Genomic DNA, 20,481 nt, shown 5'->3' with positions numbered 1-20,481 from the left:
CGTTGAAAACGGCACCTCATCTCATTCGCGACAGATCAAACCTTCAACGTCGACGGCGCGCAGCCGGTGCATCTGGTGCAGCAGACGGCTTGCCAGCGCCGGGCGAGGCTGGGCCCGCTACAATCGCGGTCAGGTCTGCTTCATCCAGGGTTTCCTTCTCCAGCAGGCGACGAGCGGAACGCTCAAGGATTTCCCTGCGTTCCGCCAGCAGCGACACGGTGCGTTGAAATGCCTTTTCGATAATTTCGCGTACCTCGTCGTCAATCTCATTGGCGGTAGCCTCGCCATAGTCACGCTCGCTCGCACCGGTCATCAGATTGGTGCCGAGGTAAGAGCGCTGGTCTTTCTCCAAAGCGACATGCCCCAACCTCTCCGACATGCCGTAGCGCATCACCATGGCGCGCGCGATGTCCGTTACCTTGGCCAGGTCGTCAGCCGCGCCTGTCGAAAGATGATCGAAGACGACCTTTTCGGCGGCTCGCCCACCAAGCAGAACCGCCATCTTGTTTTCCAACTCCTCCCTGGTCATCAGAAACCGATCCTCGGTCGGGCGCTGGATCGTATATCCAAGCGCACCTACACCGCGCGGAATGATCGAGACTTTATGTACGACGTCGGAGCCAGGAAGCGCCATGGCTACCAGCGCATGGCCCATTTCATGGTAGGCGACGATCTCTCGCTCCTTCGGATTGAGCAGGCGGTTGCGTTTTTCCAGACCCGCCACGATACGCTCGATGGCGTTGTTGAAATCATCCATAGCGACGGCGTCGCCTTTACGTCGCGTCGCCAGCAGCGTGGCCTCGTTGACTAGATTGGCAAGGTCGGCGCCGGTAAACCCAGGCGTCAGAGCCGCGACCTGTTCGGCATCGACATCGGCGGCTAGTTTCGCCTTCTTCATATAGATATCGAGAACCTTGATTCGTCCGGGCTTATCCGGACGATCAACCAGCACCTGACGATCGAAGCGCCCAGCACGCAAGAGCGCCGGATCAAGAATTTCGGGGCGGTTGGTGGCGGCTAGCAGGACCACGCCGGTAGATGAATCGAAGCCATCGAGCTCGACAAGAAGCTGGTTGAGCGTCTGCTCCTTTTCGTCATGGCCGCCCATCATAGGGCCAGCGCCGCGGGCGCGGCCGAGCGCGTCGAGTTCATCTATGAAAATGATGGCAGGAGCCTTGGCCCGCGCCTGTTCAAAGAGATCGCGTACCCTGGCTGCGCCAACGCCGACGAACATTTCGACGAATTCCGATCCGGAGATTGAAAAGAACGGCACCTTGGCCTCCCCGGCCACAGCCCTCGCAATGAGCGTTTTTCCGGTACCGGGAGGTCCAATGAGCAGCACGCCTTTCGGCATCTTCCCACCCAGCCTGCCGTATTCCGTCGGGTGTCGAAGGAATTCAACGATCTCACGCAATTCGTCCACGGCCTCGTCAACGCCCGCGACATCATCGAAAGTGACCTTGATATCGGTTTCGACATAGACTTTCGCCCGGCTTTTGCCGATCTGCATCAGTCCGCCGGCGCCGGCGCCCATACGCTTCATCAGAAAATACCAAAGTCCGAAGAAGAGTGCGATCGGAACCACCCAGGACAGCAGATTGCCGAGAAGGTTGCTTTCGATCCGGCCCGTGAATTTCACGCCGCTGTCTTGTAACTGCTTGGCGAAATCAGGATCGACGCGGGTCGTCACGAAACGTGTCGCGCCCGTCGACAAGGGTTGTTTGAAAGTGCCTTGGAGATAATTGTCGGAAACGGCGACCTCGGCGATCTTTCCATCCTTGAGGTAAGTCTCGAACTCGCTGTAGGGCAATTCCGCGACCTGCTGCGACATAGCCGCGACGTATTGGAACAACAGCAGGCCGGCCGCAGCCGCGATCCAATATCCGATATGGAACTGCGTGTTCTTTTTCATGCAAACCTCATCTCGACGACATATTCACTATGACCCAACGCGAAGCCGGTGGCCATGAGGCGAACAGTACCGTGTGCCGTGTAGATAGTTGTGCCGATGGAAGACCAGTGGATCGCGCTGATATATTCATGCCCGAAATCGGAGAACACCACGGCTCTAGCCGACCGGTTCGAGATCAGCACTCAGACTTCCTTCTGAACGGCTGGAAACAAAAGTGTGACCATCGTTCCAAGCCCGCTCTCACTCACGATGCTGACCTGGCCGCCCACCATCGTGGCGAATGCATAAACTTGCGACAGGCCAATACCGGTGCCGGTCTCGCCCTTGGTAGTAAAAAATGGGTCGAACACCTTTCGCAAAACCTCCTCCGGCATACCGCAACCGTTGTCCTCGACGCGAACGCGCGCATATCTCCTCGGCGCTGCCGAACCAGGTACCGTCGAATTTTGCTCCCACAGCTCTGTGATGATACGCACCTCCCCACCATTCGGCATAGCGTCCCGGGCGTTCACGACAAGATTGAGTATCGCAGCATCGAAAAAGGCGGGGTCGATGAGGCAGGCTGGAATATCGGGCCCGAGTACGAGCCGGACGCGGACATTAGGCCCGGCGCCATACCTTAGGAACGGCTCGAAGCTTCTGAGGAACTCGTTCAGATTGCCGGCATGCGCGTCGAGAACCTGATGCTTGGCGAATGTCAGCAGTTGCGAGGTCAATTCCACGCCGCGATCAATACCCTCGCGCGTCGAAGCAATAAGGGCATGAATCTTTTCAGGATCGTCCACGCTCCGTTCAATGAGGCGCAGGCCGGAATCGATCACCGACAGAAGGCTTCTGAAGTCATGAGCTATACCGCCAGTCATTTCACCGATAGCTGCAAGTCGATGGGTCGCACGTTCGCGTTGCATGGCAGCGGGCTGGGCATCAAAAGGCACATTCGGTGCCCGTGAGGGACTACTGCCGCCCGCCTGCGATGGTAGTAAGGTGGAACGGGGAAACACCCTGTCAGTCATGAAGATCGCCCCTACCTGCTTCGAACAATAGTCAGAAAGCTCCAAGCTCCGTTCGCTTCATTATACCTCTTGTCCAACGGGCCAAACCTAGCTTCATCCCGCTGAAAAGTCGAACCAGCGCCCAATATGCCAATCATCACTGACCCGGCTGCCGTCCGGATGGTTTCTCGGTAAGTCCACCATCAAGCCTCCGGCAGTCGGACTGTTGTTCCCCCTCGACCCTCAAGGATTGCCCGAGCGTCTTCGAGCCGGCCGATGCCGGCGACACGGCCAGCGGTCGAAGCAAAGGCGCATGCAGCCTCGACTTTGGGACCCATTGAGCCAGCGGCAAACGACATATTGGAGAGAGCAGCCGGCGTCGTCTCTTGAATAGGAGCCTGCCTCGGGGTTCCCCAGTTCTCATAAACCGCCTCAACATCTGTGAGCATCAGGAAAGCATCGGCAGCCAACTCCTTGGCGAGAAGACCTGCCGCACGATCCTTGTCGATTACCGCCTCGATGCCTACGAGGTCTCCTTCATCATTCCTGATTACGGGAATGCCGCCTCCGCCGGCGCAGATAACGACAACTCCGTTCCCCACGAGAAGACGGATGGTTTCGACCTGCGTGATCCGGCCCGGCAAGGGCGAGGCAACGACGCGGCGCCATTTGCCTTTGCTTTCCTCAACGAGCGGCCAGCCATGAAGGCGCGAGACTTCTCTCGCCTCGTTCGATTCATATATTGGACCGATGGGCTTTCGGGGATCGTCAAACGCCGGATCGTTACGATCAACTTCGATCTGGGTCAGTAGCGTGCCAATCCGAGCACCTTTCGGAAGCGCATTGGCAAGCTCTTGCTCGACTAGATAGCCGATCATACCGACGCTCTCGGCACCGAGTATGTCGAGCGGGTATGGCGGGACGTCCGTATAGGCGGCGGCCTGGAGCGCGAGCAGGCCGACCTGGGGTCCGTTGCCATGTGCTACAATGATCTGATGGTCACAGGCGAGATCGGCGAGCGCTAGCGCTGCCTTGCGCACATTGGCACGCTGGATATCGGCGGTCATCGGCTCGCCGCGCTTGAGAAGGGCATTGCCACCGAGCGCTACGACGATTCTCATCTCAGGCTCCCAGCGTAGCAACAAGCACAGCCTTGATCGTGTGCATCCGGTTCTCCGCCTGGTCGAAAACGACTGAGGCTTCCGATTCGAACACTTCTTCTGTCACCTCCATGCAATCGATGCCGAATTGCTCGAAGATCTTCTCACCAACCTGCGTCTCCCGGTTATGGAACGCAGGCAGGCAATGCATGAACTTGGCGTGCGGGTTGCCGGTTGCCTTCATGATCTGGGAGGTCACGCGATAAGGCGTTAACAGCTTTATGCGTTCCTCCCACACGGAATCCGGCTCACCCATCGACACCCAGACATCAGTATAGATGAAGTCGCAGCCTCTTGCCGCCTCCTCGGGATCCTCTGTCAACGTGATCCTGGCACCGGTCCTTTCGGCGATTGCCCGTGACTCGTCCACGATAGCTGCGTCCGGCCAGCAGGCTTTTGGTGCGGCAAGGCGAACGTCCATACCAATCTGCGCCGCGCCCGTCAGCAGGGAATTACCCATGTTGTTGCCGGCATCGCCAAGGAAGCAGAATGCGACCTGCGACAGGTGCTTGCGGGTATATTCCCGCATGGTTTGGAAATCGGCGAGTATCTGCGTCGGGTGGAACTCATCGGTCAGCCCATTATAGACCGGCACGCCGGCATGAGCGGCAAGTATCTCGGCCTGTTCCTGGCCGAAGCCGCGATATTCGATGCCGTCATACATCCGACCGAGGACGCGGGCCGTGTCTTTCATGGATTCCTTCTTACCTATCTGAGTGCCCGAGGGCCCGAGATAGGTGACATGCGCACCCTGGTCAAAAGCGGCGACCTCGAAGCCGGTGCGGGTGCGGGTGGAATCCTTCTCGAAGATCAGTGCAATGTTTTTGTCTTGCAGCCGCTTCTCTTCGTAGCCGCCATATTTGGCCTGCTTGAGCGAGGCGGACAGACGCAGGAGGAAACGGATCTCGTCGGGCGTGAAGTCGAGCAGCGTCAGGAAGCTGCGACCGCGCAAATTGATCGGCATATCTGATTTCCTTCTGGCTATACAGGATCGCGGATTAGCGGGCAGGTCATGCAATGGCCGCCACCTCGTCCGCGCCCCAACTCCGAACCCGGCACCGTGATGACCTCGACGCCTGCCTTGCGAAGCTGGGTGTTAGTGTAGGTGTTACGGTCGTAAGCGACGACAACGCCGGGTTCGAGAGCGACGACATTATTACCGTCATCCCACTGCTCCCGCTCGGCAATATAAGCGTCGCCCCCGGTCGGGACGACGCGTAATTTCGGCAACCCCATCGCTTCGGCGACGACCTCAGTCAGGTGTCCCCCCTCCTGCCGCACGTCGATCTCCCATTCCTTCTCGCCGGGGCGTAACGAATAAGCGGTAATGCCGTCGACGACATCGGCAAAGAGCGTCACCAGGTCGCGGTCGCAGAAGGTGAAAACCGTATCGAGGTGCATGCTCGCCCGCTTTTCCGGGAGTCTGCAGGCCACGACCCGCTCAGCCCCGCCTCGCCCAAATAGCTCGCGCGCGATCTGCCCGACTGCCTGCGGCGTGGTGCGCTCCCCCATGCCAATTAGCACCAAACCGTTGCCGACGGGCATGACGTCGCCGCCTTCGGCAGTTGCCAGACCGTAGTCGCTATCGGGATCGCCCCACCAGACTGGAAAGTCTGCATCACGGAAATCCGGATGGAACTTGTACACAGCGGCAATGTTGACGGTCTCCAGCTTGCGGGCGTTCCAGTGCATCGGATTGAGCATTACCCCGCCATAAATCCAGCAGGTGGTGTCGCGCGTGAACAGATGATTAGGCAGCGGCGGCAGGATGAAATCCTCCGGCCGGAGCACCGGTGCAAGCACACCCTTCGTATCGATTTTCAGTTCGGCCTTGCTCATACCGCCCATGAGGATGAGAGACAGCGCGTCGGCGTCTGCCTCCATCAGCATGGCCCCGAGATCGTCAGCGAGTCCAACGCCAACCGTGTTCTCATTGACCCGCCGCTCGAGCAGCCAGCGACGGGCCTCCATATCACGCATCGTCTCGGCTAGGGTTTCCCGCAGAAAGACAACCTCCGCTCCCCGATAGCGGATAGCATCGACGAAGGTCATGTGTTCGACACGGGCCTCCTTGACCCAGATGACGTCATCGAACAGCAATTCGTGGCAGTTGGACGGGGTTAACCGGGCGAGAGCCGCGCCCGGCCGGTCGACGAGGACGCGTCGAAGCTTACCCACTTCCGAGTGGACGCCATAGGTGATGGACATGGTCTTCTCCTTCAAGCAAACAGGGCGGCGACACTGAGGCTCGCCATTATGATGACGGTAAGAACCACGAGCAGCGGCCACATGAAGCGCAGCCAGCGCTCGTAGGGTACTCGGCCGATGGCGAGCGCGCCCATCACTACGGCGAAGGTCGGATTGATCAGGTTCACCAGTCCGTTGGCCGACTGATAGGCGGTGACGACAAGTTCGCGCCCGACATTGGCGAAGTCGGCAACAGGGGCCATGATCGGCATCGACAGCACGGCCAGCCCCGAGGAGGATGGCACAAAGAACGAGAGGAGCACCTCGATCCAGTACATAACGTTGATGAAGACGACCTCTGAGAGCCCGGAAACTGAGACCTCGGCCCAGTGCAGGATGGTATCGGTGATCTTGCCCGCATCCATGATCACGACGATGCCGCGGGCGAGCCCGATAATCAGCGCCACGCCGAGGAGGTCGCGCGCACCATTAACGAACGAATCGACAAATTCCTGTTCGCCGGGGCGTGCAACAAGGCCGACGAGGATGGCGGACGCAAGGAACAGACCGCTCATTTCGCCCATCCACCAGCCACCCTTGAGAACGCCCCAGATCATAACGACAAAGCTGAGGCCGAAGATCGTGAGCACGAGTTTATGCAGGGCCGTGAAGTCGAGCCCCTCGCCCTGATGGGCGGCCAGGAAATGTGCCTCATTCTCGGCTTTCCGGTCGAAGACCAGCGACTGCGTCGGATCGAGCCGCACCCGCTCGGCATAGCGCATCACGTAGATAACGCAGGCAAGCCAGCAGAGACCGAGGATGACGAAGCGCAGCACAATCCCTTGCGTAAAAGGAATGCCGGCGGCATCAGAAGCAATGACTGTGGCAAATGCATTGACGGTAGAGCCGAGCACGCCGACACCCGCGCCAAGTAGAATAATAGCGACCGCAGTCACAGCGTCGTAGCGCGCCGCTATCATCATCGGCAGGAGAAGCACGTAGAAGGCCAGCGTCTCCTCGGCCATTCCGTAGGTGGTGCCGCCGAACGCGAACAATCCCATCAGCACCGGGATCATCCATTTCTCCCGACCTTTCAGCGAGGTCATTGCGCTGCCGATACCGGCATTGATGGCTCCCGTCGACGCGACGACGCCAATGAAGCCACCAATGATCAGAACGAACAGAGCGACATCGATGGCATTGGCCTGATTGGTGGCCGGATTGTAGAGGCCGGCGATCGGAGCCATGATGATGTCGAAAACGCCTTGCGGGCTCGAATCGACGACTTGATAGGTACCGGCGATCGGCACATCACGGTCAAGCGCAGCATTATGCACGCGTTGATACTGGCCGGCGGGAATGATCCAGGTCAGCGCAGCCACCAGAATGATCAAACCAAACAGGATCGTGAAGGCTGAAGGAAAGCGGAATGGTCGCGCTGCGGTCTCTTGCGAAGTAGTGCTCATGGTATCCCCCAAGTCTGCCAACCAGAGAAAGGGACGATGCCCCTTCTCTTGCGGCAAACTAGGACAGGCCTACGAGCGAGGGATTGATCTCGCGCAAAACAGGCGCCGTTCGTGAAAATAAAGGACCTGAGGGTCAGGAATCGGCATTCCGAAGCTGCGGTGCCTAATTTGAGCAAAATCAACGCCCTGCATCGAGGCTCAGATATGGTGTCTGGGTGCGTGTGGGCACCGGAGAGTAGCAATGCTGAGGCAAATGACCGAGGACGAGCAGACTGCCACGGCAGCATTCCTGATGGATCCGGCCAGTTATGGTCTTGCCGCGAAGGTAGAGACGATGGAAACGCACATCTCCCGGATTTTCCTGACCGGCGAACGTGCCTTCAAGATGAAGCGCGGCGTAAAACTGCCTTACGTCGATTTTTCAACGCCAGATCTGCGCGTTGCAGCCTGCAGGAAGGAGGTCAAGCTGAACGCTCGAACCGCGCCCGATCTCTATCTTGGCGTGCGGCGCATCACACGTGAAAATGACGGCCGGATCGTTTTCGAAGGCGATGGCGAAGTGGTCGACGCGGTTGTGGAGATGGTCCGCTTCAAGCAGGAATGCCTTTTTGACCGGATGGCGGCGGCCGGCCAGTTGACTCCGCTACTGATGACCAAAACCGCGCGCATAATCGTGGATTTTCACCGCGAAGCGCCCATCATTCACGCTGGCAGCGGCGCGGAAAACATGGCCGGCGTGCTCGACATCAACGATGCCGGCTTCGCAACTAGCGATGTCTTCGACAAATCGGAACTGGCATCCTTTAGCGCCGCGTTCCGGCACGCTCTGGCACGCCATGCGGATCTGCTCGACAGACGCGAGAGGGCGGGCAAGGTTCGGCGCTGCCATGGCGACCTTCATCTGCGTAATATATGCATGCTCGAACACGAGCCGCGCCTGTTCGACTGCATCGAATTCAACGACCAAATCGCGACGGTTGATACGCTGTACGATCTGGCTTTTCTCCTGATGGACCTCTGGCACAGCAGACTGAACGATTTTGCCAATCTGGTGGCGAACCGCTATCTGGACGAGACCGACGACGAGGATGGTTTCATTCTCCTACCGTTCTTCATGGCGGTTCGCGCGGCCGTTCGCGCACATGTGACAGCCACGCAGGCGCAGGAGACCGGGGACCCGTCCGGAAAGCTATCCGCCGAGGCTCGATCCTATTTCGAGCTCGCTGGATCTCTGCTTGAACCAAGCCTCGCCCACCTTATCGCGATCGGCGGCCTTAGCGGTTCAGGCAAGACCACTCTTGCTGAGGCGCTTGCGGCGAATTTCGGCCAGCCTCCCGGCGCACGCATCATCGAGAGCGACCGCATCCGCAAGGCAATGCACGGTGTTCCCGCTGAGACAAGACTGCCAGACAAGGCCTATGGGCCCGAGATTTCGGCCAAGGTCTATAGGGAAATGGCGGCGCGGGCGAGCCTTGTTCTGAAGGGAGGGGGAACGGTGGTCGCCAATGCGGTTTTTGACCGCAAGCCGGACCGTGAACTGATCGAGAACGCCGCACGCGACACAGCCGCCTCGTTTCAAGGCGTCTGGCTCGACGCGGACCCGAAACTATTGCGGCAGCGCGTCTCTACGCGCCGTAGTGGCCCCTCCGATGCCACTGTGGATGTGCTATCGCGCCAGCTGCAGTGCAAAGCGGAGGTACCCGATTGGCGCAGGGTAGACACGGATGCTCCACTGGGCGAAGTTTCGTCAAGCCTGCTGAAACTGCTGCGTCAGTAGGCCGACTGGCTCCATCTCGTTTGGAATTTCGTGCACTCGAGACCTATCTGGATGCCCATGCCGAGGCGGTCGCTTCAGATGCCGTCACTGCAGCGGCGCGGTTCGCCGCGTGGCGGTCAGCGCAGCAGGCGGCAGGTCCACTAGCAATCGCGTCAGAGCAGCATAGCGAGCGCTGTGCCGATCCGTGGCCTGACAATCAGACGGCAAGATCATCGAATAGCGAAACTTCGAAACGCGGCTTGGCAATCGACTGGTTGATACTGCGCCGCTATGGTTTTTCACCGGATTTGATCTACCTCAATATGGTCCGGCGCGTCTCCTCGTAAAATTTCAGGAATCATAGGAGACGACCCTCCGACTTTGCTGATGATTATCGCGGTGGCGATCGTAGTTTTCGCTTTCGTCGTACTATACCCGCAACAGGCCAGCGCGCATTGTGACACCATGGACGGGCCGACCGCCAAAGACGGAAAGCTGGCGCTGGAGAGCAAGAACCTCAACTACGCGCTCAAATGGATCGAGGCAGGCGGCGCGGAGGAGTTGCGCAAAATCTTCGATCAAAGCATCAAGGTGCGAGCCCTTGGTCCAGACGCTCGGGACTTGGCCGACCAATACTTCCTGGAGAGCCTGGTGAGAATTCACCGCGCTGGTGAGGGCGCTCCCTTTGAGGGTCTAAAGCCCTCGGGTGTCCCCGTCGACGAGAAGATCTCCGCCGCCGACAAGAGCATCGAAACTGGTGATCTTGCACCGCTGGCTAAGCTCATGACCTCGGAGTTGGTCCCTGAACTGGAGAAAAGATTCGTCAAGGTTCTGAAACTCAAAGATTATGATTCCGACAATGTCGACGCTGGCCGCGCTTATGTCCAGGCTTACGTAAGCTTCTTCAAGTTTGCCGAAGGCGAGGATCACGACCATGGCCACCATCACGGTCATGGCGCCCACCACCATTAGAATTACGTCAGCACCCTCGGGTGCTGACGTCCAGATGAGTGAATGAAGGGATCGTCCTCGTGAGTGCGATGCTGATTGTTGGGATCGCGGCCGTCCTTGGCGCTATCGCTGTCGGTCTGGTGGTGCGGCAGCGGATCGTCTCCGTGACGATGGTCCGGTCCTGTTCGATGTTTCCAACGCTGAAACCAGGCGAGTGGTGCCTGACCACTCGTGTCCGTCGGGCAAAAGCGGTCGCCCGCGGAGATATCGTTATCGTCGCTTCGGCCGAACTCGGCCAGATGATCATCAAGAGAGTCATTGGAGAACCCGGAGATCAGGTCATCATTGACGATCGCGGTCACATCCAGGTCAATCAGGTTCCCCTTGTCGAGCCTTCTGTCGCGATTCCAGCGGGGCCCGCTGGCACCTTCGCCGTTCCGCAACACCACGTTCTACTATTGGGCGACAACCGGACCCACTCCATCGATAGCCGAGGATGGCGACAGCCGTTCCTCCCAACCGCAGCGATCCAGGGCAGGGTGTTTCCCGGGACCCGGCCCCCCTTCCGTGGCTCGAAGGCTATTCCGACGTGCTGCGCCTTCCTGCGCAGCACAGCATGAGCGCGGCGGTAGCCACAGGTTGGCAGCGTCGCGATGACCTCCTCGACGCGGCGACCATTTCGCCGTCTGGCTTGGGAGGACGGCCAATCCGTCCCGGATCGCGTCACTTGGTGGAATGCTCTGCAATGTTGGAGCGGGCAACACCCAGTGTCTCGTACACCGCCTTCATCGAGAACCGCCATTCGGCCACGACAGAGACCATAACATCTGTTTTTCGAGTCCGCCGACACTTCAAGGGCGTCCTTCGGTATCTCGGGGACTGCCAGATTAGGAACACCTGGGATGTCCGCGACCCTTGGAAAGCAGCGTCTTCCGTCAACTTCCTTGTATTTCGGTTTGACGGGAAATACCTTGCCTTCGAAGCCGACTGCGACGATGTTGTTCATCGCTACGCGGCCGACCGAACCAACGTTGACGGATACCGACTTGGCATGATCGGCGTGTTCCAGATTTCGAATCGTCATCTGCACAAACCCTCTCAACTGTCGTACAACCTAAGCCCCTCCTCGACGCGAGAGGGGTGGTTTGAAGGCAAATTGAAATGCGGACGTTAGATCGGATCATATTTGGTTCGCTGCATTCCCTTGAATGTCAGCGCGTCTACGCACAGTAATCAACATTTTCTTAATCTGCCTGTTTCCGCCAATTTGGCCACAATAGCTACCGGCAGGATTACTTGCGCGTTGGCACAGCGAGGACGTCGCAAGGCAGTGAGTTAAGCAGTTGCTCGGCGATACTTCCTATAGCTGCATGCTGGTCGCCCGTTCGACCATGCGTCCCGGCAATGACAAGACCGGGCCAATGTTTGTCGACGTAGTCTGCCAGGACTGCCTCAGGCTCTCCCTGCTGCAGAAAAGTTCCGATCCCGCCGTTTGCGTGGCTGGCCGATGCAATGATCTCGGTCAGCTCATACTCTGCTGCGCGTATAACACGTTCCTTCTCCTCAGCCTCGATCACATCAACAGATCGGTCGGCGTTCTGGCCGCCCCAGTCAGGCGTAACCTGATAGGCATGAACCAGGGTGAATTGTGCCGACCGAAATAAGGCCATTCCGGTCTGCAATGCGGACTGCGACCCTGTCGAGAAATCGATGCCCGCTGCGGCCGTCGCATATGGTCCGTCTACCCGACGACGCACGGCAAGAACAGGTAGATTCACGTACCGGATGATCCGTGCCGCTGTACTGCCGAGCAAATTCTCTCCGAGAATTTTGCTATGGGCTGGCCCTGTGAACAAGAGATCGACCTCTATTTGCCGGGCGTGCTTGATTATGCGCTCGGCCGGATCACCAACGATAATATGGCGCGGGATTTTCTGCTCCGATGGGCTGTGTCGAACAAGGCGCTCCAACTCTATTTCAGCATTCCTAATTCTCCGGTGCACACCCAAAGGTCGTACCGAGCTGGACGCGACGACATGACAAATAGTAAGGTCTGCTCGCCATGCGGAGGCCAATTGAACAGCCCGGTCAAAGGCGCGATCACACGCTGACGTCAGGTCGGTGGCGAGGAGCAGCCTTCTGGGTACCCCGTTCTTCGAAGGCTCGCTCATCACGTTCTTCTCCATAGCTGAAGGTTAACAAGGTATGGAGTCGCAGATCTGGTTGCGCCTTGATACAAATCAATTACTGCGACGAGCATGCGCCTCCCGAGGGCCGGGGCGAGACGCCGACCATGATCTGTGACAATATCGTCGAGGTACCGAAGCTTTGGAATGGCATCTGTAACTGGCTGGAATTCCGGGCCGGCGGTTCGCGACGGGGCAGACTGTCTACCGAAGGCCATTCAAAGTCGGCAGCATAGTAGCGTAGATGCTCTTCTTATCGGTGCTACAAAATCACCGCCAGCGACGATCGAGCATCGTTTCGAAGAAATGCGCAACCAATTCGATGGACCTTCCGCTTATGACGATGCGATCCAGCACCGCCTGATATTCTTTCAGTAGGGAGGTTGTAATCGACTGATGAAATCCAATTCGAAATGTCTGTTTATACCCTTGTGATCGCCACCCTTGATCCGTAACCGGGATACGCCTATATTTTCGCGTAAGGAGAATTCGTCATGTCAGCGCGCGACCGTGTCCGCAGGTACAGGGAGGTTGGCGGTGCTTCCGACCTAATCAGGGTAGAAGTACTGGTGCCTTCATCGATGCGTGCAAATATCGTGGCCGACGCAGCTCGTCTGCGGGCAGAGCATCGGGCAAGAAAGCAGCGGGTTCAGGCACTCTGTACAAAGGCAATGGATCGTTATGCAGTCCGCCTCTTCGATAATGTCGATCTCAGCCGCCTACCGGATATTATCCGGCAGGCCCCGGTGATCGCCGGCGCGCTTATGGAACGCGGAGACGCGAGGGCCTTCGCGATGGGCCGAAGGATTCTTGCGGAACTGGAGCCGTAAGACATGGCACTCACACCACTTCAGAAAGGCATAGTCAAATGCATCGCGGTGAACAGATCTGACACCAGCTATGTCGCGGGTGGACTTGTTCTGAACCGGGATTGGCCGAGGGAGTCGGACGACATGGACATCTTCCATGACACCGACGAGGAAATCGGGGCTGCAGCGGACGCGGACATTGATGCCCTCCGAAACGCAGGCTACCACGTGTCATTGGAGGTGGAGATATACGGTTGTGTCGAAGCTATGGTGTCGAAAGATGGGCAGTCGACTCTGATCCAGTGGATGAGCGAATCCAGAACCAGATACTTCCCTTTGGTCCGCGACGACGAGTGGGGCGCGCGTCTGCACCAGACTGACCTTGCGGTCAACAAGATCATTGCTTCGTCTTCGAGAACCAAACCGAGGGATTTCGTCGACCTCATCACAATCGCTGAAAACATGTGCGCGCTGGGTCCGCTCGTCATGGCCGCCGCCGGAAAACCGCCCCACTTCTCCCCTCAGAAGATCGTTGACGAAATCAGGCGTCGTGGGCTTTCCATTTCGAATGAGCAGTATGATACCGTGAGAGGGCTGCCTGCGGACTGGGATGCCGCTTACATCCGCGAGCGACTTGTCACTACGCTCGATTCAGCAGAGCGCTATATTCTCGCGGCTCCAGTTGATCTCGTCGGAATTCTCAGCGTGGATTTGGACGGCACACCGGTTGAGGTACATTCTTTGGAGGACGAGCGCGTTTCCTTTAGGAAGGCGACATCCGAGCCGGAGGTTATGCCATCCGTGCCGGAAGCGTCACAGGAATGGAAAAACAGCCTCTGAGCGGGTTTCTTTCATTGGGTTCTCCAGCTTAAATTTGCATTGAGCTATCAAGCATTGCCGAGTCCGTGTCATCCGGTTTGGCGCGGCTGGGTCAGTGATCAGCAGACGGCGCCGTATTCGTTCACTCATTTGGGACGTCTCACCAAGCTTCTGTTTTTGCTTTCCGCACGGAGACCGTCTTACCGTGCTGGTGTGAGGCCATGCTGCGAAGCCGCATCTTCTCGTGAATGTCCAAGTTGATGAGGCCAGCACTACCAGAATCGTCGCGGTAATAGGCCCGAAATTGGGAATCGTCACTGGTCGTCTGGCTTCTACGTCTTCCTGCACCGCCTTGTTTGGGGAAATTTCGGGGGCTACTGTGACGGCGGTCCCCCGGAACATAAAGGTGCGCCATGTATACCCATATCCTCATCTCGACCGATGGTTCTGAACTTGCACAGCATGGCGTTGATCATGGACTTTCGTTGGCGAAAGCGCTCGGCAGCAAAGTCACCATCATTACGACGACCCAGCCGATGGCGATACCGTCTGTTGGAATGGTGGAGAGTTGGGCGGGTTCGTCTACGGATTTCGCGAGGTACGATGACAGCCGAAGGAAACTAGCGGACAGTATTCTCTCGACGGCAAAGGCCTCGGCCGAGGGGATAGGTGTCGATACCACCACCGTTTATGTTCCCGATGCCTTGCCGGCGGTCGCTATCGTCAGTGCCGCTCAAGAACGTGGATGCGATCTGATTGTCATGGCCTCCCACGGGCGCCGGGGCATCAAGAGAGCTCTGCTGGGCAGCCAGACTTCCGAGGTTCTCGCACTTACGAAAATCCCGGTGCTCGTCGTCAAATAGCAATGGCACAACATTAAAAACCGACAGGCCTCATAGACCGAGCGGACGGCGTTAACGGCGCTGGCTTACGCATCGCGCGTTGCAGGTAGATCGAGCCGTAAGCTGCCTCTACACGCTCGAGATTTCCGCCTCGTCAAGAGATCGTTCAAACCGGCCACGAAATCGCTGCTGACGACCACCGCATTAAGATGGAAAGGCATGAATTGCCAAGCCAGTAGCCATTTTCCGTGGTGACCCCCTATGCGGGCTTTCCCCCGTCCGCCACAGACGATAGCTGTGGTGCATGTTGCTTTCGATTGAAGATTTGCAGAAATCATATCCCGGCCCTGAAGGCCCTGTTCCCGTCCTGCGCGGCGTGACGCTCTCGCTCGACGCCGGCGAGACACTGGCGCTAACCGGCGAATCCGGCTCGGGCAAGAGCACGTTGCTGCACCTGGTGGCAGGGCTGGACGCTGCCGATGGCGGGCGCGTCCGGCTCGACGGGCAGGAGGTCACCGCGCTTGATGACCACGGCCGCGCGAGGCTCAGGCGAAGCGCGGTCGGCATCGTCTTCCAGCAGTTCAACCTCATTCCCTCTCTGGACGTCGCCGCCAACATCGCCTTCCAGGCGCGTCTGAACGGCTCGGCGGAGCCGCGGGAGCTGTCACGACTGGCCCGTGCGCTCGGGCTGGAGGCACAGTTGCGGAAGTATCCTGAACAACTATCCGGCGGCCAGCAGCAGCGCGTGGCGATTGCCCGCGCGCTCGCGGCGCGACCGAAGCTGATCCTCGCGGACGAGCCGACCGGCAACCTCGACGAAGCGACTGCGGACGAGGTGATGGAGCAGTTCCTGGCGCTAGTGACCGAGACGGGTGCGGCGCTTCTGATGGTCACGCATTCCCCGCGCCTTGCCGCGCGGCTTGGGCAGCAGGCGCATCTCAGGCAAGGCCGCCTCGCATGACGGGCGCGATCCTGCCGGCACTGGCTTCGCACTGGCGGCGCAACCGGCTTCAATTGCTGACGCTGGTGCTCGGCCTCGCGCTGGCGACTTCCCTGTGGTCGGGTGTGCAGGCGATCAACGCCGAGGCCCGTGCCAGCTATGATGCGGCTGCCGCCACGCTGGCCGAAGGCCGCTTCGACCAACTGCTGCCGCGCGAAGGGGATTCCATGGCGCAGGAGCTTTTCGTGGCGCTGCGCCGCGCTGGTTGGCTGGTCAGTCCGGTGGTGGATGGAAGGCTGCGTGTCGGCGGCACGGTGGTGAGGTTGGTCGGGATCGATCCTCTGACCGCGCCGTCCGGTTCGGCCGCGAGCGCTGCGCTGGCGCGCACCGACCTCACCAGCTTCTTGCGCGCACACGCGCTGGTCGCTGGCCCGGAGGCAGCGGCGCTGCTCGTGGCGAACTTGCCCAACCCGGTGCTGCGCGATCAGGCGGTTGCGCCCGGCACCGTGCTCGCCGACATCGGCGTCGCCCAGAAGTTGCTTGGCCGTGCCGGGCGCATCAGCCGCCTGATTGTCTTGCCGGAGCAGCCTCTGCGGCAACGGCCGCTGGCCGAGATCGCACCCGACCTTGTCCTCCGGCGTGCGGACGGCGCGAGTGATGTCGGCCGGCTGACCGACAGCTTCCACCTCAATCTCACGGCCTTCGGCTTCCTTAGTTTCGCGGTCGGCATCTTCATCGTCCATGGCGCAATCGGTCTTGCCTTCGAGCAGCGGCGCAGCATGGTCCGTACCCTGCGTGCACTCGGTGTCCCCCTCCAGCGCCTGATCGTCCTGATGGTGCTGGAACTTGTCGTGCTGGCGACACTTGCCGGTGCGCTCGGCATCGTTCTCGGCTATTTCATCGCAACGCTGTTGATGCCGGACGTAGCCGCGACGATACGGGGGCTTTATGGCGCCGACGTTGCAGGCACGCTGCACATCCGCCCGGCATGGTGGCTTTCGGGAATGGCCATGGCTCTCGGCGGCACATTGTTTGCTTCCGCGAGCGCGGTATGGCGGCTGGCGCGAATGCCGGTCCTGGTAAGCGCTGGTGCGCGCGCCTGGGCGCTGGCCTCGGGTCGGATGCGCAAGCTGCAAACAGCAGTCGCTGTCGTGCTGCTCGCAGCGGCAGGGTCGCTGGCGATCACCGGCGGCGGGCTGGTCGCCGGCTTCGTCCTGCTTGCCTGCCTGCTGCTCGGCGCGGCACTTGCGCTGCCGCCTTGCCTGGCGGCGATCCTGCGTCTTGGTGAAGGACGGGCCGTCCGAGTCATGGCGCAATGGTTCTGGGCCGACACACGCCAGCAACTGCCCGGCCTCGGGCTTGCGCTGATGGCGTTGCTTCTCGCCATGGCCGCCAATGTCGGCGTTTCCACCATGGTCTCGAGCTTCCGCCTGACCTTTACCGGTTTTCTCGACCAGCGCCTGTCGGCCGAACTCTACATTAATGCGGATGCGACCACAGACCGGGCGGGCTTGGAACGCTTTCTTGCGGCGCGCGCCGACGCCGTGCTGCCGATCATGTCGGTTGACGCGACGCTCGCCGACCTGCCGGCCGAGATTTTCGGGGCGCGCGTAGGCTACACCTACCGCGAGAACTGGCGCTTCCTCGACGCTGTCCTCAATGTCTGGGACGAGGTCGAAGAGGGCAAGGCGGTGGTTATCAACGAACAGTTCTCCCGCCGTGCTGGCCTGCGCGTAGGCGCCATGCTTGCGCTTGGCCCCGGACTGTCGCTGCCGGTCGCGGGCGTCGTCGGCGATTACGGAAACCCGATCGGCCAGGCCATCATCGGCGAGGCGCTGTTCCGGCAGAGCTTCCCCGGCATCGTGCCCACCCGCTACGGCGTCCGCACCTCCGACCCGGAGGGCTTGCGCCATGCGCTGATCGAGGAGGCCGGCCTCCCGCCCGCCAGCATCGTCGACCAGGCGGCGCTGAAGGCGTTCTCGCAATCGGTGTTCGAGCGCACCTTCTCGGTGACCGGGGCGCTGAACGTGCTGACGCTGGCGGTCGCGGCCTTCGCGATCCTGATGAGCCTGCTCACGCTGGCGGCGATGCGTCTGCCGCAGATGGCGCCTGTCTGGGCGATGGGCACGACCCAGCGCCGACTCGCGGGGCTGGAGATCCTGCGCACCGTGCTGCTTGCCGGGGGGTCACTGCGGTGCTGGCCTTGCCGTTGGGCCTGGCACTCGCCTGGGTGCTGCTTGCCATCGTCAATGTCGAGGCGTTCGGCTGGCGCCTGCCCATGTATCTGTTTCCCGCCGAATACACCCGCTTGATGCTCTTCGCGCTCGCCGCCGCGTTGCTCGCGGCACTTTGGCCTGCCTGGCGGCTCGCGCGCATGGAGCCGGCCGCGCTGCTCAGGATATTCGCCAATGAACGCTAGTTCGTTTCAGGGTTTCACGGAAACGGTGAAACGATCCGACTTATTACTTTCGCGCAACTCCAGGCGGGAAACCGCAGCGCACTTTTCTTGGAATTGCGCCGTAGCTCTCATCTTCCTGGTGTCGGGACTCGGAAATGCCTTTGCCCAAGGCTTTGCCGGACTGGGCACCGACGCCGGAGGTTTTGCCGCTCCGGAAGCGGGCAAGCGGTTCCAATTTCCGCGCGATCATGGATCCCATCCGGACTACCGGGTCGAGTGGTGGTACGTCACCGCCAACCTTACCGGGCCCGATGGCGCAGACTACGGCTTGCAATGGACGCTGTTCCGCTCGGCGCTCGCGCCGGGCGGGGCCGAGGGCTGGGAGAGTCCGCAACTATGGTTTGGCCATGCTGCCGTAACCAGCATCTCGACCCACCGCGCCACGGAGCGTTTCGCGCGTGGCGGCACAGGCCAGGCGGGCGTGACCGCCGCGCCCTTCGCTGCCTGGATCGACGACTGGCAAATGACGGGCGACAGCTTCGACCGTCTGCGGCTAACCGCAGCCGGCAAGGACTTCGCCTACGACATCGCGATGCACGCCCAAGGCCCGCTCGTTCTCCACGGCGACCACGGCTACTCGGTGAAGTCGGCGAAGGGGCAGGCGAGCTATTACTATTCCCAGCCCTTCTTCACGGTCGAGGGAACGCTCACGTTGCCGGAGGGCGAGGTGTCGGTGCGCGGCACCGCGTGGCTCGACCGCGAATGGTCGTCGCAACCTCTGGCGCAGGACCAGGCCGGCTGGGACTGGTTCTCGCTCTCGTTCGACACAGGCGAGAAACTGATGGGTTTCAGCCTGCGCGGCGCCGCTGGCGGCAGCTTCACCTCGGCTACCTGGATCGAGGCGGACGGTACCGCGACACCTTACGGCAACGGAAAGTTCGTCGCCATCCCGTTGGAGACGAGCCGGGTGGAAGGACACGACGTCCCGACGCGCTGGCGGCTCACCTTGCCCGACCGTGCGCTCGACGTCACCGTCGGCGCGCTCAACACTCAGGCCTGGATGGGACTTAGCATCCCCTATTGGGAGGGTCCCATGCGGGTAACCGGCACCCACGCGGGCAAAGGCTATCTCGAAATGACGGGCTATCAGCGACACTAACCGTCGGCCGTTGGTTGGGGCGGTAGCACTCCGCGTGTTCTTGAGCGCAACGTAGAGTCAATGGAAGGCCCCCTGGCATGTCATAGCTAGGGGATTAGGGCGATCAACCCTCGGTACTAAGAGATGAGCGTCGTTGTTCGTCAAAGCTCTCGGCGTTTGGACAATAGCCTCTGTGCCTGGATTCAAAACGATTAGACGAGATGTCATGAAGGCAGCGTCGCCGACTGTCACAAGCCATGCACGTACGCTCCATATCGCGGCGCCATGCCGCGTGTTTCGTTCGATCCAAGTTAGGGTCGAGGCCAACGGCCCGCATAGCGGGCGAGAGGAGGTCCTCTGAGAAGAATGGATTTCGAAGTGCGGCCACAAACTCGTTGGGCGTTATCACGCAATCGCGCAGAAGCCGGTTGGTCTCGTCATAGTCGAGAGACTGAAATTCCCTTCGCGCCTTATTGCTACGTCGTAGGCGGCCTACAAACGTAGTTATGGATTGCCAAATTGGGATCATGTCGAAACCTTGAGTATTTATCATGATAAACTTCTCTGAAGGTCGGCTAAGAGACCCAACGGTCGACCGCAAATCATACAACGGACTAGAGATATCAAAACTCTAACGGATCGCTTTGCGCCAACGCAAACAATTGCGATTTTGCTACAGGTGGCCGTTTGAGAACAAGTATCAGCACGTCGGCGATATTCGTGTGCAGGAACAGCACAAAGATCTGGAGGCGGCGCGGAATTCACCTCAGTTCCGGGATTTCCTGCGGCGCAACGTTCAGCAAGCTACCGACAAGGGCCGCATCGACGACGATATCTTCTTCGGCAAAGGTAACCTGCATGGTCAAATCCACAATCCCCGTGAAATCGGCCGGCTTGGATAGTGTACCGGAGCTTTTAGCCGGTC

Annotated in this window: 20 protein-coding genes and 1 pseudogene; 12 read left to right on the top strand and 9 right to left on the bottom strand. The window is 59.8% G+C overall.

What is annotated here, in order from left to right:
- Positions 1 to 43: 43 nt before the first annotated feature.
- From ftsH to ACX3P1_RS17560, 7 genes are all read right to left on the bottom strand, one after another.
- Positions 44 to 1,912, bottom strand: a complete 1,869-nt coding sequence (ftsH, locus tag ACX3P1_RS17590; protein ID WP_459080898.1) for an ATP-dependent zinc metalloprotease FtsH — start codon at positions 1,910 to 1,912, stop codon at positions 44 to 46.
- Positions 1,909 to 2,094 (bottom strand): hypothetical protein, encoded by a 186-nt coding sequence (locus tag ACX3P1_RS17585; RefSeq protein WP_459080897.1) that lies wholly within the window; start codon positions 2,092 to 2,094, stop codon positions 1,909 to 1,911. The genes ftsH and ACX3P1_RS17585 overlap by 4 nt, the downstream gene beginning before the upstream one ends.
- A complete protein-coding gene (locus tag ACX3P1_RS17580) occupies positions 2,095 to 2,970 on the bottom strand; it encodes an ATP-binding protein (RefSeq protein ID WP_459080896.1) in 876 nt (291 codons plus the stop codon).
- Between the two features lie 137 nt (positions 2,971 to 3,107).
- Entirely contained in the window at positions 3,108 to 4,025 is a 918-nt protein-coding gene (arcC, locus tag ACX3P1_RS17575) for a carbamate kinase (RefSeq protein ID WP_459080895.1), read from the bottom strand.
- A 1-nt stretch (position 4,026) separates the two neighbouring features.
- Complete coding sequence (gene argF, locus ACX3P1_RS17570; RefSeq protein ID WP_459080894.1) at positions 4,027 to 5,028, bottom strand: ornithine carbamoyltransferase; 1,002 nt, start codon at positions 5,026 to 5,028, stop codon at positions 4,027 to 4,029.
- A 17-nt stretch (positions 5,029 to 5,045) separates the two neighbouring features.
- Complete coding sequence (locus ACX3P1_RS17565; RefSeq protein WP_459080893.1) at positions 5,046 to 6,272, bottom strand: arginine deiminase; 1,227 nt, start codon at positions 6,270 to 6,272, stop codon at positions 5,046 to 5,048.
- A gap of 11 nt (positions 6,273 to 6,283) precedes the next feature.
- Positions 6,284 to 7,717, bottom strand: coding sequence for a YfcC family protein (locus tag ACX3P1_RS17560; protein ID WP_459080948.1), 1,434 nt, complete (start codon positions 7,715 to 7,717; stop codon positions 6,284 to 6,286).
- Between the two features lie 253 nt (positions 7,718 to 7,970).
- Between ACX3P1_RS17560 and ACX3P1_RS17555 the strand changes: the two genes are divergently transcribed.
- The 4 genes and pseudogenes from ACX3P1_RS17555 to lepB form a co-directional block, all read left to right on the top strand.
- A complete protein-coding gene (locus tag ACX3P1_RS17555) occupies positions 7,971 to 9,494 on the top strand; it encodes a bifunctional aminoglycoside phosphotransferase/ATP-binding protein (RefSeq protein ID WP_459080947.1) in 1,524 nt (507 codons plus the stop codon).
- A 20-nt stretch (positions 9,495 to 9,514) separates the two neighbouring features.
- Positions 9,515 to 9,820 carry a hypothetical protein gene (locus ACX3P1_RS17550; RefSeq protein WP_459080892.1) on the top strand — a complete coding sequence of 102 codons (306 nt, stop codon included), beginning with the start codon at positions 9,515 to 9,517 and terminating at the stop codon, positions 9,818 to 9,820.
- Between the two features lie 40 nt (positions 9,821 to 9,860).
- Positions 9,861 to 10,445, top strand: coding sequence for a DUF6448 family protein (locus ACX3P1_RS17545; RefSeq protein WP_459080946.1), 585 nt, complete (start codon positions 9,861 to 9,863; stop codon positions 10,443 to 10,445).
- 68 nt (positions 10,446 to 10,513) lie between these two features.
- Positions 10,514 to 10,909 (top strand): annotated as a pseudogene (lepB, locus tag ACX3P1_RS17540) (signal peptidase I); the annotation flags it as partial.
- On the opposite strand, the gene ACX3P1_RS17535 reads toward lepB, so the two are convergent.
- Together ACX3P1_RS17535 and ACX3P1_RS17530 are read right to left on the bottom strand one after the other, a co-directional pair.
- Positions 10,798 to 11,430: a hypothetical protein gene (locus ACX3P1_RS17535; RefSeq protein WP_459080945.1), complete on the bottom strand. Its 633-nt coding sequence runs from the start codon at positions 11,428 to 11,430 to the stop codon at positions 10,798 to 10,800. The pseudogene lepB and the gene ACX3P1_RS17535 overlap by 112 nt on opposite strands.
- 286 nt (positions 11,431 to 11,716) lie before the next feature.
- Entirely contained in the window at positions 11,717 to 12,595 is an 879-nt protein-coding gene (locus tag ACX3P1_RS17530) for a universal stress protein (protein ID WP_459080891.1), read from the bottom strand.
- Between the two features lie 509 nt (positions 12,596 to 13,104).
- Here ACX3P1_RS17530 and ACX3P1_RS17525 point away from each other — a divergent pair.
- From ACX3P1_RS17525 to ACX3P1_RS17490, 8 genes are all read left to right on the top strand, one after another.
- Complete coding sequence (locus ACX3P1_RS17525; RefSeq protein WP_459080890.1) at positions 13,105 to 13,440, top strand: hypothetical protein; 336 nt, start codon at positions 13,105 to 13,107, stop codon at positions 13,438 to 13,440.
- Positions 13,441 to 13,443: 3 nt separating this feature from the next.
- Positions 13,444 to 14,259, top strand: a complete 816-nt coding sequence (locus tag ACX3P1_RS17520) for a hypothetical protein (RefSeq protein ID WP_459080889.1) — start codon at positions 13,444 to 13,446, stop codon at positions 14,257 to 14,259.
- 392 nt (positions 14,260 to 14,651) lie between these two features.
- The gene (locus ACX3P1_RS17515; protein WP_459080888.1) at positions 14,652 to 15,101 is read left to right on the top strand and encodes a universal stress protein; all 450 of its coding nucleotides are present in this window, start codon (positions 14,652 to 14,654) and stop codon (positions 15,099 to 15,101) included.
- Between the two features lie 283 nt (positions 15,102 to 15,384).
- Complete coding sequence (locus ACX3P1_RS17510; protein ID WP_459080887.1) at positions 15,385 to 16,041, top strand: ABC transporter ATP-binding protein; 657 nt, start codon at positions 15,385 to 15,387, stop codon at positions 16,039 to 16,041.
- A complete protein-coding gene (locus ACX3P1_RS17505) occupies positions 16,038 to 18,332 on the top strand; it encodes an FtsX-like permease family protein (protein WP_459080886.1) in 2,295 nt (764 codons plus the stop codon). The genes ACX3P1_RS17510 and ACX3P1_RS17505 overlap by 4 nt, the downstream gene beginning before the upstream one ends.
- Entirely contained in the window at positions 18,251 to 18,439 is a 189-nt protein-coding gene (locus ACX3P1_RS17500; RefSeq protein WP_459080885.1) for a hypothetical protein, read from the top strand. Before ACX3P1_RS17505 ends, ACX3P1_RS17500 begins: the two co-directional genes overlap by 82 nt.
- Positions 18,429 to 19,577, top strand: coding sequence for a lipocalin-like domain-containing protein (locus ACX3P1_RS17495; RefSeq protein WP_459080884.1), 1,149 nt, complete (start codon positions 18,429 to 18,431; stop codon positions 19,575 to 19,577). Before ACX3P1_RS17500 ends, ACX3P1_RS17495 begins: the two co-directional genes overlap by 11 nt.
- Positions 19,578 to 20,200: 623 nt before the next feature.
- Entirely contained in the window at positions 20,201 to 20,458 is a 258-nt protein-coding gene (locus ACX3P1_RS17490; RefSeq protein WP_459080883.1) for a hypothetical protein, read from the top strand.
- The last annotated feature ends 23 nt before the right edge of the window (positions 20,459 to 20,481 follow it).

This window comes from Mesorhizobium sp. A623 (assembly GCF_054489405.1).
This window is presented reverse-complemented; position numbering and strand designations above follow the sequence as displayed.